This is a genomic window from Lysinibacillus zambalensis, assembly GCF_040183165.1.
Lineage (GTDB): Bacteria > Bacillota > Bacilli > Bacillales_A > Planococcaceae > Lysinibacillus > Lysinibacillus zambalensis.
In genome coordinates, this window is record NZ_JBEGDG010000038.1 from 1 (window position 1) to 13814 (window position 13814).

Below are 13814 nucleotides of genomic sequence, written 5' to 3' on the forward strand. Positions count from 1 at the left end.
TTCTTCACTTCTACTATAAAAAAATAGTAGCACAAACCATGGCCTTGGTTTGTACTACTAATGTTAGTATGTTTTTTATTTTATAAAGCAACTAGCATAATGGGGTGATGCCATTTGAAAAAAACATTTAGATTAGAATAATGCACTTATCTAGTTCGGGAACAATTCTCATTTTGACGGTCAACTAAATTAAGAAAATTTTTGGTTAAATTGACTTATTAAAATTATATATTTTCACTTATTTAGAGGACATATTATTTATATTTTATGGTAAAATGTCCTAAAGGAGTGGAAGTGTATGGAATTAAATTTGATTTATATTGGAGTAATGGTTCTATTATCTATTATTGCAATCACTTTCTTTATCAAATATAAGAACGCTATTAAAAAAAATGAGAGTACCATTAAAATATGTGAGGAGCAAATTAATTTAAGTAATAAAGAGGTAACCGCGACTGTTGTTGAAACAGAGAAAAAATACGATGAAAAATTGCGAATTGAGATTAAGGTCAAAGAAGAGCAATTCAATCAAAAATTAGATGAAAAGAAAAAGGAAATTCAGAAAATTAATGCAGAAAAAGAAGATGAAATTAATAAAATCGGAGAGTATGTAAAAAGTTTAGAAAAATACTCAAGAAATCGCGGGGAAGTAATTACACATGAAATATTGGATGGACTAAAGGAAAGTTTGATTAACAGTCAAGCTATTCAAAAAGAAGATATGATGATAATGGGGAATGTTTTTATCCCGTATATTAAAGATAAAAAATTGATGTCGAGGCAAATAGATCATCTGATACTATCGCAGAGTGGAATTTTTATTATAGAAACAAAGTTTTGGAAAGGAAAAATTATACATGGAGTTTCAAAAAATAATGCTGGTGATTTGTCCATTATTGTTAATAATATATTTCCTGATAACAAAGAAGATAGAGAAGAAACACTTATTTTTGAACCCTTAAAAAAGAACGATGACAATAATCGTGAATTTAAAGTAATATCTTATGATAATCCTGTAAATCAAGTTAGAAATACAGCAAGTAAGTTGAATGAATACATAAATCAAAAACTAAATATAAATAAAGGTGTTAGAACAATTGTTTACTTCGGGTACCCTTCTGATGAGAAAAACTTTGTAAAAAATTATAGTTTAAAATCAGGTGAAAACGATAGATTTGCTACTATTATTTGTACTGATAGTAATGATTTATGTACTAATATGTCTGGTCTTGTGACTGGAAATGAAAAGAAATACAGCCTAGATGAACTTAAGAAAATAGAGATATTACTAAATGAATTTAATCGAATTGTATAAGCATCCCTAAGGGTGCTTTTTTGTTAATAGCAATCAGCATATATGGCATGTGATTATATGTAAATGCAGATATAGATTTATTTGTGGAGTGAAAAAATAGAGATATTTGGGAGGTTATTGATATAAAGAATATTTCCGAAAAAGAACTATTATTTTTGCAGCGATATAAAAATGAAAAAGAGTTATTTAATCAAAATCCAATTGCTTCTCAAAAAGAAATTATTCATGAGATTTGTTTTTGTTTTTTGGTAGCTAAAAGAAATACAGATAAAGAACAAGCTGCTTGGTTAATTTATAAATTAAACCCAAAATATAAAGAATACATCAATAAATGGTGTATAGATTTGGATGATAAATACGAAAAATTAGTGTCGAATAGAATTAAAAAACGTAATGAAATGAATAGATTATCACAAAAGAGAAGGCATCAAAAACACGAAGATTTTTCTTTAACCAATGAGCAATGGGAAGAGACATGTGAATCCTTTAACTATTGTTGTGCTTATTGTCGTGGTGAAGAAAAATTAACTTACGATCATTTTATTCCGTTTTCTAAAGGTGGATCTTTTGGCAAGGACAATATTGTACCTTGTTGTACAACATGTAACAGTAGCAAAAACAATAAAGACTTTATTACATGGTATCCAAAACAAATTTTCTATGATATGGAACAAGAACAAAAGATATTGAATTTTTTTAAATATGCATAAATAACTTGCACTCTTTTACGAGAGTGCTTTTGTGTTTTGAAAGTGTTGGAGGTGGTGTTTATGATGTATGGCTAATTGGGATGAAATAAAACAGGAGTGGAAAACCACTAAGATTACACTTGCTGATCTAGCTGAAAAGCATGGGATAAAGCTAGGTACTTTAAAAAGCCGTAAGAGCCGTGAGAAATGGTCTAGGGATGCAACTAAAAAGGATGCAACCAAAACCGCAATGGTTGCAACCAAAGACAAACAGGTCGGAGCCCCTAAAGGTAATGAGAATGCTAAGGGAAATAGAGGTAATCCTAATCCGACACCTAAGTTTCCGAAACGCAACTCAATCGCAGAGAAGCATGGTTTCTTTTCAAAGTTCCTACCAGAAGAAACACTCGAAATCATGGAAGCGATGAATGAACGTTCTCCAGCTGATTTAATATGGGATCAAATACAGATTCAATATGCTGCAATCATCCGAGCGCAACGAATAATGCACGTTGAATCCAAAGACGAAATGATTAAAGAAATCAAAAAAGAGAAGTATGGTTATTCCGAAGTTGAGACAACTGACGAAGACGGCAAAACTTCATCAAAATACGAGCGTACATTGGACGAAGTAGAATATAACTTCCAATTCGCATGGGAACGACAGGCACAACTACTCACTGCTCAATCGAGAGCAATCGGGGAGTTGCGTTCTTCTATTCGTCAGTTTGTTGAGATGGCTGATACTGATGACGAACGCAGGCTTAAACTTAAACAGATGCAGTTGAATATTGATAAGACGAAGGTAGAAATCACTAACCTTGATAAAGACCGTGATAAATCAGTTCGAGTGGTGATTGTGGATGATGTGTAATGAATGAAAAGCGTGTTAGTATAGCGAGCGTTATTACAGAACAGTTTAAACCGTTTTGGCGTGCCTCTAGAGCCAAGGAACATCTACGTTATGTATTAAAGGGTGGTCGTGGTTCTGGTAAGTCCTTTCACATTCCAATGCGTATCCTGTTAGACATAATGGAATACCCAGTGTCCGCGCTTGGTATCAGGAAAGTACAGAACACCATTTTAAAATCCGTGTACGCTAACTTTAAGGCTGCCGCAAACATAATGGGTGTTCGTGATCAATTCCGTTTTGTTGATTCTAAGCTTGAGATTACTTACCTGGGCCGAGGGAACAAGATTTATTTCGCTGGTGCCGATGATCCAGAGAAAATTAAATCTATCAAAGATGCCGATTTTCCATTGGCTATCGTATGGTTTGAAGAATTAGCAGAATTTAAGTCTGAAGATGATGTAACAACAATTGAAAACTCGATTCTACGTGAGGAGTTGGAAGGGAAGATATTATCGCAAGCTGATAGACAGCAAGCGTACCCTTTTGACTACTCTTTTTATTATTCCTACAATCCACCGAAACGTAAGCAGTCGTGGGTGAACAAGAAATATGAAGGTTCAATGATTGATGCCAATACTTACGTAGATCATTCAACTTATTTAGGAAATCCCCATCTATCAAAAAAGTTTATTGAAGAGGCTGAGAACGTTAAACGGAAAAAGCCACTTAAATATCGATGGGAGTACCTTGGCGAAGCAATCGGTTCTGGCGTTGTGCCGTTCGATAACTTACAAATTAAATCAGGTTCGATTACAGATGAAATGGTTGCTTCGTTCGATAACATCCGAAATGGTAATGACTTTGGATATGCTACAGACCCTTTGGCTTTTGTTAGATGGCACTACGACAAAAAGAAAAAGGGTATCTATGCTGTTGATGAAATATATGGTGTGAAAATAAGTAACCGCAAACTAGCAGAGAAATTGAAAGCTAAAGGCTACCAATCTGACCGTATAGCTGCTGATTCAGCAGAGCCTAAATCTATCGCTGAACTACGTGATGAACAAGGAATACCACGTATCTACGGAGTTAAAAAAGGACCTGACAGCGTGGAATATGGTGAAGAATGGCTCGATGATTTAGATTTCATTTGTATTGATCCATTACGTACTCCTAACATTGCGAAAGAGTTTGAGAACATTGATTACCAGACAGATAAAGATGGTAACCCTATTGCTCGTTTAGAGGATAAGGACAACCACACTATTGATGCTACACGTTATGCATTTGAGGAAGATATGCGTGGTAGCACATACAGTTTTGATTAGAAAGAGGTGAGAACATGGGATTTTTTCCGTTTCAGGGTGCTGGCACAGAAACCGAGATCATTAATGAAAACATAACAGCTGGTGCAAATGATGTTTTAACGGACATCAAATGGTTGGAAAACGAGATTAACCAGTTTAAAAAGTCAGAGAAGCGAAAATGGATACTGATAGGTGAGGCTTATTATGAAGGTAACCAAGATATTTTAGAGCGTAAACGTTGGGTCATTGGTAAAGGAGGACAGTTAGAGGTAAATGATAACCTACCGAATAACAAGATACTCGATAATCAGTATGCTAAACTTGTAGACCAAAAAGTAAACTATCAACTGGGCAAACCAATAACAATTGAAACTAAAAATGACGATTACCTAAAGAAACTACAAGACATTTTCAACAAACGATTCCATCGCACATTAAGAAGCATTGGACAGGATGCCCTGAATGGTGGTATTGGCTGGCTTTACCCGTTTTACGATGAAAATGGTGAGTTTGTTATCAAACGCTTTCCCCCACACGAAATCATTCCGTTTTGGAAGGATTCAGAGCAAACAACTCTCGATTTCGCAATTCGCATATACGCTGTAAAAGAGTATGAGGGTGATAGAGAAGTTATAGTGGAAAATGCAGAGGTTTACAGTGCCAACGGAGTGGAACATTATCAGTGGTTCGCAGGGCATCTTGTACAGGATGTAACAAGGTCTCAAACCTCTTATATCGTAATAAATGATGGCGAAAATGAATTAAGTATGAATTGGCAGCGAGCACCTTTGATTCCATTTAAATTTAATAACAAGGAAATACCTCTAATTAAGCGTGTGAAGTCTCTGCAAGATGGCATTAACATCATGTTAAGTGACTTTGAAAACAACATGCAGGAGGACGCACGAAATACAATTCTGGTGCTACACAATTACGACGGTCAGGATTTAGGACAATTTAGACGTAATCTATCCACATACGGTGTTGTTAAAGTCCGTTCAGCTGATGGGTCTAAGGGTGGCGTTGAAACATTAACCATTGAAGTTAATGCTGACAACTACAAGTCTATCGTATCGCTGTTTAAAAAGGCACTGATTGAAAATGGACGTGGCTATGACGCAAAAGATGAGCGCATGGCAAATAACCCAAATCAATTAAACATTAGAGCGATGTACAGTGAGATTGATCTTGACGCAGATGGTATTGAAACAGAGTTCCAAGCATCATTTGAGGAATTGCTATGGTTTATCAATGTTCATTTAGCTAACACTGGACAAGGTGATTATGACGGTGAATATGTAAATATTATTTTTAATCGTGACATCCTCATCAATGAGATGGAAGTTGTCGAGGTATTAAATAAATCACCTTACTTGTCTGAAGAAACGAAAATAGCACAACATCCTTACGTAAAAGATGTACAAGAAGAGTTAAATCGAAACCAGAAAGAACGTCAGGAACGAATGAATGAGTTTGATGGCTATGATGATCATTTCAAAACAATGAATGAGGAGTCTGGTGATGGTAATGGCCAAGAGTAGAGAATACTGGCGAAAACGTTTCGAAATGTTAGAACAAGCACAGTATGAGAAAAGCGAGAGCTACTATAAAGATCTCGGAAAAGCCTATATCAAGACAATGCAAGAGATTGAAAAGGACATCGCTCGATGGTATCAACGTTTCGCTGATAACAATGAAATGACTCTTGAAGAAGCAAAACAGCAACTAAAGAGTGAAGAATTAGAAGAGTTCCGATGGACTGTTGAGGAATACATCGAATATGGCAAAAAGAACGCCCTTAATCAAAAGTGGATGAAGCAACTCGAAAATGCCTCCTCTCGTGTCCATATAAGCCGTTTAGAGAGTTTGCAACTACAACTTCAACAACATGTAGAAAAACTGTATGGAGAGCAAATTGAAGGTTTTCAGGAGCTAATGAAAGATGTATATCAAACACAGTACTATCACACAGCATTTGAGGTGCAGAAAGCTTTTGAAATTGGTTTTACTCTACAAGCACTCGATGAAACAAAGCTAACAAAAGTAATTAGCAAGCCGTGGACAGCTGATGGTCAAACATTCAGTCAAAAAATATGGCGTGACCGTAATATGTTGCTTGATACACTGCACACTGAATTAATTCAATCAATGGCTCGTGGTGAAGCTCCTGACAGAATAATTACTAGTATCGCTAGAAAAATGAAAACTTCACGAGATAACGCTGCTAGGTTAGTTTTAACCGAGTCGGCGTTTTTTAGCGCATCAGCACAAAAGGATGTATTTGGAGAATTGGATGTTGAACGATATGAAATTATCGCCACACTTGATGGTAAGACAAGTGACATCTGCCAATCACTGGACGGCAAGGTGTTTAAATTGGCTGATTTCATGCCTGGGGTAACTGCTAATCCGTTTCATCCAAGATGCCGCACAACTACAGCACCATACTTCGAAGATGATTACAGTGAGCGTATTGCTCGCGATAAAAACGGTCAAGTGTATTACATTAGTTCAAATATTAAATATCCTGAGTGGGAAAAGAGGTTTGTGGCATGAAAAAGGCAGTCTACTATTCTGTATAACTGCCAAAAACTTTTAATACTATTTTTCATATTGTTTCATAGAAACTATAGAACTAGATTTATAAACCTTTGTGTCATATGAATCTTCGTCATTAATTGTAAAGAAGTCATTTAACGCAAAAGTTGTTGTTAGTTCTGGGATGTATCCATCATGAACATGAAAATAATCATCTAATACAATTGGCGCAACTTTTGAGCAAAATCTTTCTCCATTATGTTCTGTTAACCTAATTGGAAAAATTAAAGTATCTTTACCTATTGTTATCTTGTCTCCATTAGAAAAAGAGATTTCAACTTCTACTTCAAACATAATTATCACCTCCTTGAAATTATTATAAAGGAGGAATGGATATAATTAAATGTTTGGATTATATGTTATATTTTGTAGTTATGTCTTTTTAGCATATGTAGACGTTAAAGAACAAGTGTTTAATACCCTAACAGGTCGTTACCTGTAAAAAACGAATTAGGAGGCAACTAAGATGAAAAAAGAAGATTTAATTGCAATGGGATTAAGTGAGGAACATGCTGATGCTGTTGTTGGTAAATATGGAACGATGATTCCTAAAGAGCGCTTTGATGAGGTTAACAATGCAAAGAAAACTCTTGAAGATCAAGTTGAAAATCACGAAACTCAGTTGAAGGATTTGCAAGATAAAGCCAAAGGTAACGAGGATTTACAAAAGACAATAACTGATTTACAGCAGGCTAACGAAACAGCTAAAACGGAATATGAGCAACAATTGAAAAATGAACGTATGAATGCAGCGCTTAAATTATCACTACACAGTAAAGTGCATGATGTTGATTTAGTAGCTGGACTCATTGATAAAACAACAATTGAATTAAGTAAAGATGGCAAAGTCAATAAAGGACTTGATGAGCAACTTAAATCGTTGCAAGAATCAAAGTCCTTTTTATTTGTGCCAGAAAAGCAACAACCGACATTTAAAGGTTGGAATCCTGCCGGCGCTACTGACAATGGTGCTGGTGCAAGTGGTGTAGGGTCTAACTTCGCAAAAATGGCGAATGAAAAAAGTTCAAGTGATACAAATAACACCCCTTGGGACTAATTTGAAGGAGGGCTATATATGCCATATGTAAAACCAATTGAAAAATTTCAACGTGTAAATTTCTTAGCATCATCAAAGGTACAAGCATTTACGTATTTAGTGAGTGATGTGGGTGTAACAGCCGATGCGAATGGAAAGAAAATCGTAAAGGCAGGTACCATCTTACCGGCGAATGACGCTACTGCAGAGGGCATCTTGTACACCGATGTTGACGTAACAAATGGACCACAACCAGGTTCATTAATTGTAGAAGCCTATATTTTAGAAGATCGTCTACCTACGGTCCCAGATGCTGCAGCTAAAACAACGTTAAAAGAAATTAAATTCCGATAATTGGAGGGAAACTAATATGCCAGACATTTTAGAATTATTTGGTCAAAAAACAGTATTAGATTACATGAAAGAACGAAAATATCAAACTTATGGTGTGGGCGAAACACTGTTTCCGGAAGTTAAGCACGATACACTAGAGTTTGAGTATCTAGTAGGCGCGAATGAGTTGCCTGTTATTGCAAAGGTACACTCTTTCGATACAGAAGCAGAAATCGGTTCATTAGACGCTGCTAAACAGGTATTAGAGGCTGCTTATATCAAGAAAAAGTATCAAATTACCGAAAAGGATTTAATTGCATTACAATTCCCACGAACTGCACAGGAGCAACAATACTTGATGCGACGAGTATTTAATTTAATCGACAAAGCAGCAAATGATGTTCGTGCTAGTGTTGAATTAATGCGTATGCAAGCATTGAGTACAGGGGAATTGAAATTAGCATTGAATACAGCTGATGGTACACCAAAGACTCTTACAGTTGGTTACGGAGTACCAACAGACCACAAAGAAGCACTTGCTGGAGCTGATCAATGGGGGACAGGTACAGAGGATATACTAGGAGATTTAGAACGTTGGTCTGATGCGCTAGATATTACGCCAACTCGTGCATTAACATCCAAAAAAATCGCAGCTCTTATTTTACGTAATCCGAAGATTATCGGTTACCTTTATGGTGCAGGTTCTGCTCGAGTAGCAAATTTAACAGATTTAAATGCTTTCTTTACGCAACAGGGCTTACCTACTATCGCCGTATATGAATCGAATTCAAATACGAAGTATCGCGAACAAAATCCAGATGGCACATATACAACGAAGAGTTACTTCCCAGACAACAAATTCGTAATGTTTGGTGATGGCCCACTTGGTGAATCGTTATATGGCCCAACACCAGAAGAATCACGTCTTATCCGTAGTGGCTCTGATGTTGAGATGACTACCATCGGCAAGGTAATTGGAATGGTGTACGAAGAAGGAAAAGACCCTGTTTCAACATGGGCAAAAGCAGCGGCTACAGCGATCCCATCATTCCCTGAAGCACAGAATGTATTCCAAGCACAACCGATTGCATAAGGAGGCTATTTAGAATGGCAAACATTAAAGTAAAAGTTAAAAACGGAGCTTTCCCTATACGTTATAAGGGAGAGCGTTATTTGGTTGGTGAAGAATTGACGATTGACGAAAAACATTTGAACGAATCAATGATGGAACGATTAGAGGAACCGAAGAAGGCTGCTCAATCAAGTAAAACGTCTGAAAGCGAGTGATTCGCATGTATCTTGATGTAGTAATGCGTTTATCTGCACTTGAAGTGACTTTATCTAGTGCTCCAAGTAGTTCAGATGATATGTTACTAAAACACGCTATTGATAAAATAACTAACCATATCAATAACCAAACGAATTTAATAGCAATCCCAGTAGGCTTATATAAAATCGCTATCGATATGGTAGTAGGAGAGTTCTTACTTACAAAAAAAGCTATGGGCTTATTGGATATCGAAACATTGAACTTTGAAGCTGTTGCTAAACAAGTTCAGGATGGAGATACCAATGTGGTGTTTGCGGTAGAAGCCAATAACACTCCTGAAGCTCAATTCAATGCCTTCATTGTGTACCTACAACATAATGAAGTTGATTTTATTCGTTACAGGGTACTGACATGGTAAGTGAAAGACGTAAGGCTTTAGAAAGGCTTTGGAGAGGCAATAGCACAGTAAAGTCATGGCAAGAAGTAGAGGACACAATTACTCATGTTACAAAGCATGAAGAAGTGACACTATATGAGAACCTTAAGTGTAAATTATCTCATGAAAAATTAACGAGTTCTTCTTCAACCGATGGGCCAGCTGTAATTGCTGAACAAATCAAGCTATCATTGGGGAATGAATACAAAATACCTGCTGGCTGTAAAATCATTGTTACTCAAGATGATGTTACCGAAGAATACACTCGCTCAGGTAAGCCAGGTATCTTTATGGACCATCAAGAAATTGTTTTAGAGTTATTCAAGGAGTATGCATAATGGGCAGAGGCGGACGCGTTGATTATCGACAACTAAAAGTATTCGAGCGAAAGTTAGCAAAACTGGCTGAATCAGATTATAAAACGTTTTGTGAGGCTGCTGCTAAAGAGTTGGCTGCTAGATTGCTTGCTAAAGTTATTAAACGTACCCCTGTTGGTGTCTACGAAAATGGCATTACTGGAGGAACTTTAAGAAGAGGTTGGACTGCGAAAAGTCATCGCGAAGCTGAGTTAAGCTCGACATTCGGTGGTGGAAATGGAGCAAAGAAATTTGCTGATTCATTAAAAGCTAAAAAGGTTGGCAGTGTTTATGAGATAGAAATAATTAATCCTGTAGAATACGCATCTTACGTTGAGTTCGGTCACAGAACAAGAAATCACGAAGGTTGGGTAAATGGTCGATTCATGATGACCATTAGCGCTGATGAAGTAGAACAGCAAGCACCTGCCATCCTTGAACGAAAACTCTTTAACATGCTAAAGGAGGCTTTTGATGGAGATTAATGATATTCAAAACGCTATATCTGTTAAGCTTCACGAATCTTTTGGAGCAGATTACAAAAAGTACATCGATGAAATTCCGCAGGGGTTTAAGACTCCTGCTTTTTTAATTCAATTTTTGAACTTAGAGCATATTAGACAAATCGGCAATCGATGGAAAGTCACAACGTTATTTAACGTACAGTATTTCCCTAAAAACGGCTTGTCTGAGGCTTCTAACATGACGTTGAAGGTACAACAAGCACTAAAAGAAATAACGCTGTTAAATGGCTCGCTAATGCTTGGTACTGAAGCAAACAGCGAGGTTGTAGACGGTATAAGTCACAACTTTATTCATTTTAATTTCTTCCTACAGGAAGTTGAAGAAAAGATATTCATGGGATCGTTAGAACAAAGAACGAAAACGAAAGGGTGAATGCAATGGCAACTAAAAACGAGTCTATTAAAGAAAAATCGAAAACATCTCCAATTGATGTATCAAAAGGTTTGGATGCACCTGAATTTACGAAAGAACAAATTGTAAAAAGTAACAAATACATGGCTCGTCGTGATGCTCTTAATGCATTACTTGATGATGGAAAAACGTACTCATTTACTGAAGTGGATGAGATTCTAAAGAAATTCGATAAAGGAGGTAAATAACGTGGCATTAGGCGGAGGTCCTTTTTTAACACAGAACAAAAAACTACCAGGTACGTATCAAAACTTTATTAGTGCCAGTCGAGCATTTGTAAACCTTAGTGATCGTGGGTATGTAGGATTGCCGATTCCCTTAGATTGGGGAGCTGATGGTGATGTATTTGCCGTAACACAAGCAGATTTTCGAATTTATTCTAGAAAAATCTTTGGCTATGATTTCAAACATCCGAAATTAAAAGGAATTCGTGATGTATTCAAAAATGCAATCGTAGTCTATTTTTACAAACTTGCTGTGGATGCTGTAGCAGCTACTAATGATTATGCAACGGCTAAATATAAAGGCGTACGAGGAAATGACATTACGATTGTTATTCAAGCCAATGTGGATGAGCCAACGAAGTTTGATGTACAGACATTACTAGATAATGTACTAGTTGATTCGCAAACAGCTATTGCTACTGCTGCAGATTTAAAAGCTAATGACTTTGTGACATTTAAAACAAATGCAACACTTACAGTAACGGCAGGTACACCATTAACAGGTGGATCCAATGGCTCGGCTATCACAGGTGGAGCTCACCAGGAAGCGTTAGATGCCTTAGAGGCATATGGCTTTAATACATTAGGCTGCTTATCATCTGATAATGCCATTAAATCGCTATATGTTGAATACACAAAACGTATTCGTGACGAGGTTGGAGGTAAGTTCCAACTAGTCGGCCATAAACTTGGAGCGATTGATCATGAAGGTGTAATCGATGTGCAAAACGATGCTATTGGCACTGACGAAGAATTATTCGGGGCAGTGTATTGGGGTACTGGAGTGCAAGCTGGTGTTGCGGTCAATAAATCAAACACTAACAAGAAATACGAAGGTGAATACACACTTGATATGTCTGAAACAAAGACACAACTTCAACTGATTGAATTATTGAAAGCTGGTAAGTATGTGTTCCATCGTGTCGGTGATGAAATATGTGTGTTGGAGGATATTAATACATTTACCTCTTTCACGGATGAAAAGAATGAGGATTTCAGCTTGAATCAAATTATCCGAGTACTTGATCAAATTGCAATTGATACCGCACATTTATTTAATACTCGTTATCTAGGTCAGGTTCCAAATGACCAAGATGGGCGAGTTTCTTTATGGAATGACATTAGCAAACAGCGTATGGAGTTACAAAAACTTCGAGCTATTGAAAACTACGATAAAGACGCATTAGCAGTCACTAAAGGAGAGACAAAAAAATCTGTTGTTACAAATGAAGTTGTAAATGTGACCGTGGCAATGTCTCAACTTTATATCACAACAACAGTCGCTTAAAGGAGGACGTCAACATGAAACCTAATGAGATTTTAATTCCATTAAATCTTCAATATTTTGGCGACACTACAATGCATGCCCGTGATGCTGTTAGTGGTGCACAAGGAAAAGCGTATGTGACGATTGATGGTAATCGTTATCAATTTGCTCAATTAATCAATATTGAAGCACGAATGGACAAAGAAAAGACACAGGTTCCTATCATGGGCCGAACTGGTAAAGGTAACAAGGCGACAGGATGGGAAGGTACTGGATCAGCAACATTTCACTACAATACATCAATATTCCGGAAGCTATTGAAGCGATATAAAGATACTGGTGAAGATATTTACTTCGATATTCAATTAACAAATGAAGATGGTTCCGCAAAAGTAGGTCGCCAAACAACAATCTTGATTGATTGTAATATGGATGGTGGTATTATAGCTGCACTTGATGCGGACGCTGAATACCTAGAGGACGAAATAGACTTTACGTTTGAAGATTGGGATATGCCTGAGGAATTTTCGATGTTACAAGAAATGTTATAAGTCTAGGGCTCACAGAGTGGGCTCTTTTTTATTAAAATGAAAAGGATAAGGTGATTATATATGACAAATTTAACTGCATTTTTAGCGCAAAACGCATTGAAACCAGAAAATGAGAAGGTAGTCGTTTCAAAACGATTTGTCCAAGATGGGAAACCTGTTGAATGGGAAGTTGCAGCTATCACTTCAGATGAAGATGATCAATTACGTAAAGACAATACAAGGCGTATGCCGGTACCTGGTAAAAAAGGTGTTATGGTACCTGAAACGAACTACACAGCTTATTTAGCTGATTTAGCAGCTAAATGTACTATTTTCCCTAATCTACATGATGTGGAGCTACAGAAATCATACGGAGTAATGGGTGCTAAAGAATTATTGAAAAAGATGTTGTTACCGGGCGAGTATGACGAGTACTTAGCGACAGTCCAAAAAATCAACGGTTTTGACGTGGGAATGGACGAAATTGTAGAAGAAGCAAAAAACTAATTGAAGGCGGCGACTATGAGTCTAATGTGGCATATTACTGTCTGCATAAGCTCCGTAAGTGGCCGTCCGAATTCGATAGTTTGCCTAAATATGAAAAAGCATTTGTTATAGCTGCAGTTCGAATTAAAATCGAAGCAGATAAAAAAGCAGAGAAGGA

General features: G+C 36.8%; 19 protein-coding genes. 18 read left to right on the forward strand and 1 reads right to left on the reverse strand.

Features of this window, described 5'->3' with window-relative positions; all coding sequences use genetic code 11:
- Positions 1 to 298 precede the first annotated feature (298 nt).
- The 6 genes from ABNX05_RS25025 (at position 299) to ABNX05_RS25050 (ending at position 6720) form a co-directional block, all read left to right on the forward strand.
- Positions 299 to 1315 (forward strand): nuclease-related domain-containing protein, encoded by a 1017-nt coding sequence (locus ABNX05_RS25025; RefSeq protein WP_349662169.1) that lies wholly within the window; start codon positions 299 to 301, stop codon positions 1313 to 1315.
- Between the two features lie 155 nt (positions 1316 to 1470).
- The gene (locus ABNX05_RS25030; RefSeq protein WP_349662170.1) at positions 1471 to 2025 is read left to right on the forward strand and encodes an HNH endonuclease; all 555 of its coding nucleotides are present in this window, start codon (positions 1471 to 1473) and stop codon (positions 2023 to 2025) included.
- 67 nt (positions 2026 to 2092) lie between these two features.
- Positions 2093 to 2878, forward strand: a complete 786-nt coding sequence (gene terS, locus ABNX05_RS25035) for a phage terminase small subunit (RefSeq protein WP_349662171.1) — start codon at positions 2093 to 2095, stop codon at positions 2876 to 2878.
- The gene (locus ABNX05_RS25040) at positions 2878 to 4185 is read left to right on the forward strand and encodes a PBSX family phage terminase large subunit (protein ID WP_349662172.1); all 1308 of its coding nucleotides are present in this window, start codon (positions 2878 to 2880) and stop codon (positions 4183 to 4185) included. The genes terS and ABNX05_RS25040 overlap by 1 nt, the downstream gene beginning before the upstream one ends.
- Positions 4186 to 4199: 14 nt before the next feature.
- Positions 4200 to 5705, forward strand: coding sequence for a phage portal protein (locus ABNX05_RS25045; protein ID WP_349662173.1), 1506 nt, complete (start codon positions 4200 to 4202; stop codon positions 5703 to 5705).
- Complete coding sequence (locus ABNX05_RS25050) at positions 5686 to 6720, forward strand: minor capsid protein (RefSeq protein ID WP_349662174.1); 1035 nt, start codon at positions 5686 to 5688, stop codon at positions 6718 to 6720. Before ABNX05_RS25045 ends, ABNX05_RS25050 begins: the two co-directional genes overlap by 20 nt.
- A 45-nt stretch (positions 6721 to 6765) precedes the next feature.
- Here ABNX05_RS25050 and ABNX05_RS25055 read toward each other — a convergent pair whose 3' ends face one another.
- Positions 6766 to 7056 carry a hypothetical protein gene (locus ABNX05_RS25055; RefSeq protein WP_349662175.1) on the reverse strand — a complete coding sequence of 97 codons (291 nt, stop codon included), beginning with the start codon at positions 7054 to 7056 and terminating at the stop codon, positions 6766 to 6768.
- 172 nt (positions 7057 to 7228) lie between these two features.
- Here ABNX05_RS25055 and ABNX05_RS25060 point away from each other — a divergent pair, with 172 nt between their 5' ends.
- From ABNX05_RS25060 to ABNX05_RS25115, 12 genes are read left to right on the forward strand one after another with little or no spacing between them, the layout of a single operon-like run.
- Positions 7229 to 7819 (forward strand): phage scaffolding protein, encoded by a 591-nt coding sequence (locus ABNX05_RS25060; RefSeq protein WP_349662176.1) that lies wholly within the window; start codon positions 7229 to 7231, stop codon positions 7817 to 7819.
- A gap of 18 nt (positions 7820 to 7837) precedes the next feature.
- Positions 7838 to 8152, forward strand: coding sequence for a hypothetical protein (locus ABNX05_RS25065; protein ID WP_349662177.1), 315 nt, complete (start codon positions 7838 to 7840; stop codon positions 8150 to 8152).
- A gap of 16 nt (positions 8153 to 8168) precedes the next feature.
- Positions 8169 to 9224, forward strand: a complete 1056-nt coding sequence (locus ABNX05_RS25070; protein ID WP_349662178.1) for a major capsid protein — start codon at positions 8169 to 8171, stop codon at positions 9222 to 9224.
- Between the two features lie 14 nt (positions 9225 to 9238).
- Complete coding sequence (locus tag ABNX05_RS25075) at positions 9239 to 9418, forward strand: hypothetical protein (RefSeq protein ID WP_349662179.1); 180 nt, start codon at positions 9239 to 9241, stop codon at positions 9416 to 9418.
- 5 nt (positions 9419 to 9423) lie between these two features.
- Positions 9424 to 9819 carry a hypothetical protein gene (locus tag ABNX05_RS25080; protein WP_349662180.1) on the forward strand — a complete coding sequence of 132 codons (396 nt, stop codon included), beginning with the start codon at positions 9424 to 9426 and terminating at the stop codon, positions 9817 to 9819.
- Positions 9813 to 10175: a hypothetical protein gene (locus ABNX05_RS25085; RefSeq protein WP_349662181.1), complete on the forward strand. Its 363-nt coding sequence runs from the start codon at positions 9813 to 9815 to the stop codon at positions 10173 to 10175. The genes ABNX05_RS25080 and ABNX05_RS25085 overlap by 7 nt, the downstream gene beginning before the upstream one ends.
- Positions 10175 to 10678: an HK97 gp10 family phage protein gene (locus ABNX05_RS25090; protein ID WP_349662182.1), complete on the forward strand. Its 504-nt coding sequence runs from the start codon at positions 10175 to 10177 to the stop codon at positions 10676 to 10678. The genes ABNX05_RS25085 and ABNX05_RS25090 overlap by 1 nt, the downstream gene beginning before the upstream one ends.
- Positions 10668 to 11090, forward strand: a complete 423-nt coding sequence (locus ABNX05_RS25095; RefSeq protein WP_349662183.1) for a phage tail terminator family protein — start codon at positions 10668 to 10670, stop codon at positions 11088 to 11090. The genes ABNX05_RS25090 and ABNX05_RS25095 overlap by 11 nt, the downstream gene beginning before the upstream one ends.
- Positions 11091 to 11095: 5 nt before the next feature.
- Entirely contained in the window at positions 11096 to 11317 is a 222-nt protein-coding gene (locus ABNX05_RS25100; protein WP_349662184.1) for a hypothetical protein, read from the forward strand.
- A gap of 1 nt (position 11318) precedes the next feature.
- Complete coding sequence (locus ABNX05_RS25105; RefSeq protein ID WP_349662185.1) at positions 11319 to 12641, forward strand: phage tail sheath subtilisin-like domain-containing protein; 1323 nt, start codon at positions 11319 to 11321, stop codon at positions 12639 to 12641.
- Between the two features lie 14 nt (positions 12642 to 12655).
- Positions 12656 to 13171, forward strand: coding sequence for a phage tail tube protein (locus ABNX05_RS25110; protein ID WP_349662186.1), 516 nt, complete (start codon positions 12656 to 12658; stop codon positions 13169 to 13171).
- 60 nt (positions 13172 to 13231) lie between these two features.
- On the forward strand, positions 13232 to 13657 hold the full coding sequence (locus ABNX05_RS25115; RefSeq protein ID WP_349662187.1) for a phage tail assembly chaperone: 426 nt from the start codon (positions 13232 to 13234) through the stop codon (positions 13655 to 13657).
- Positions 13658 to 13814 lie beyond the last annotated feature (157 nt).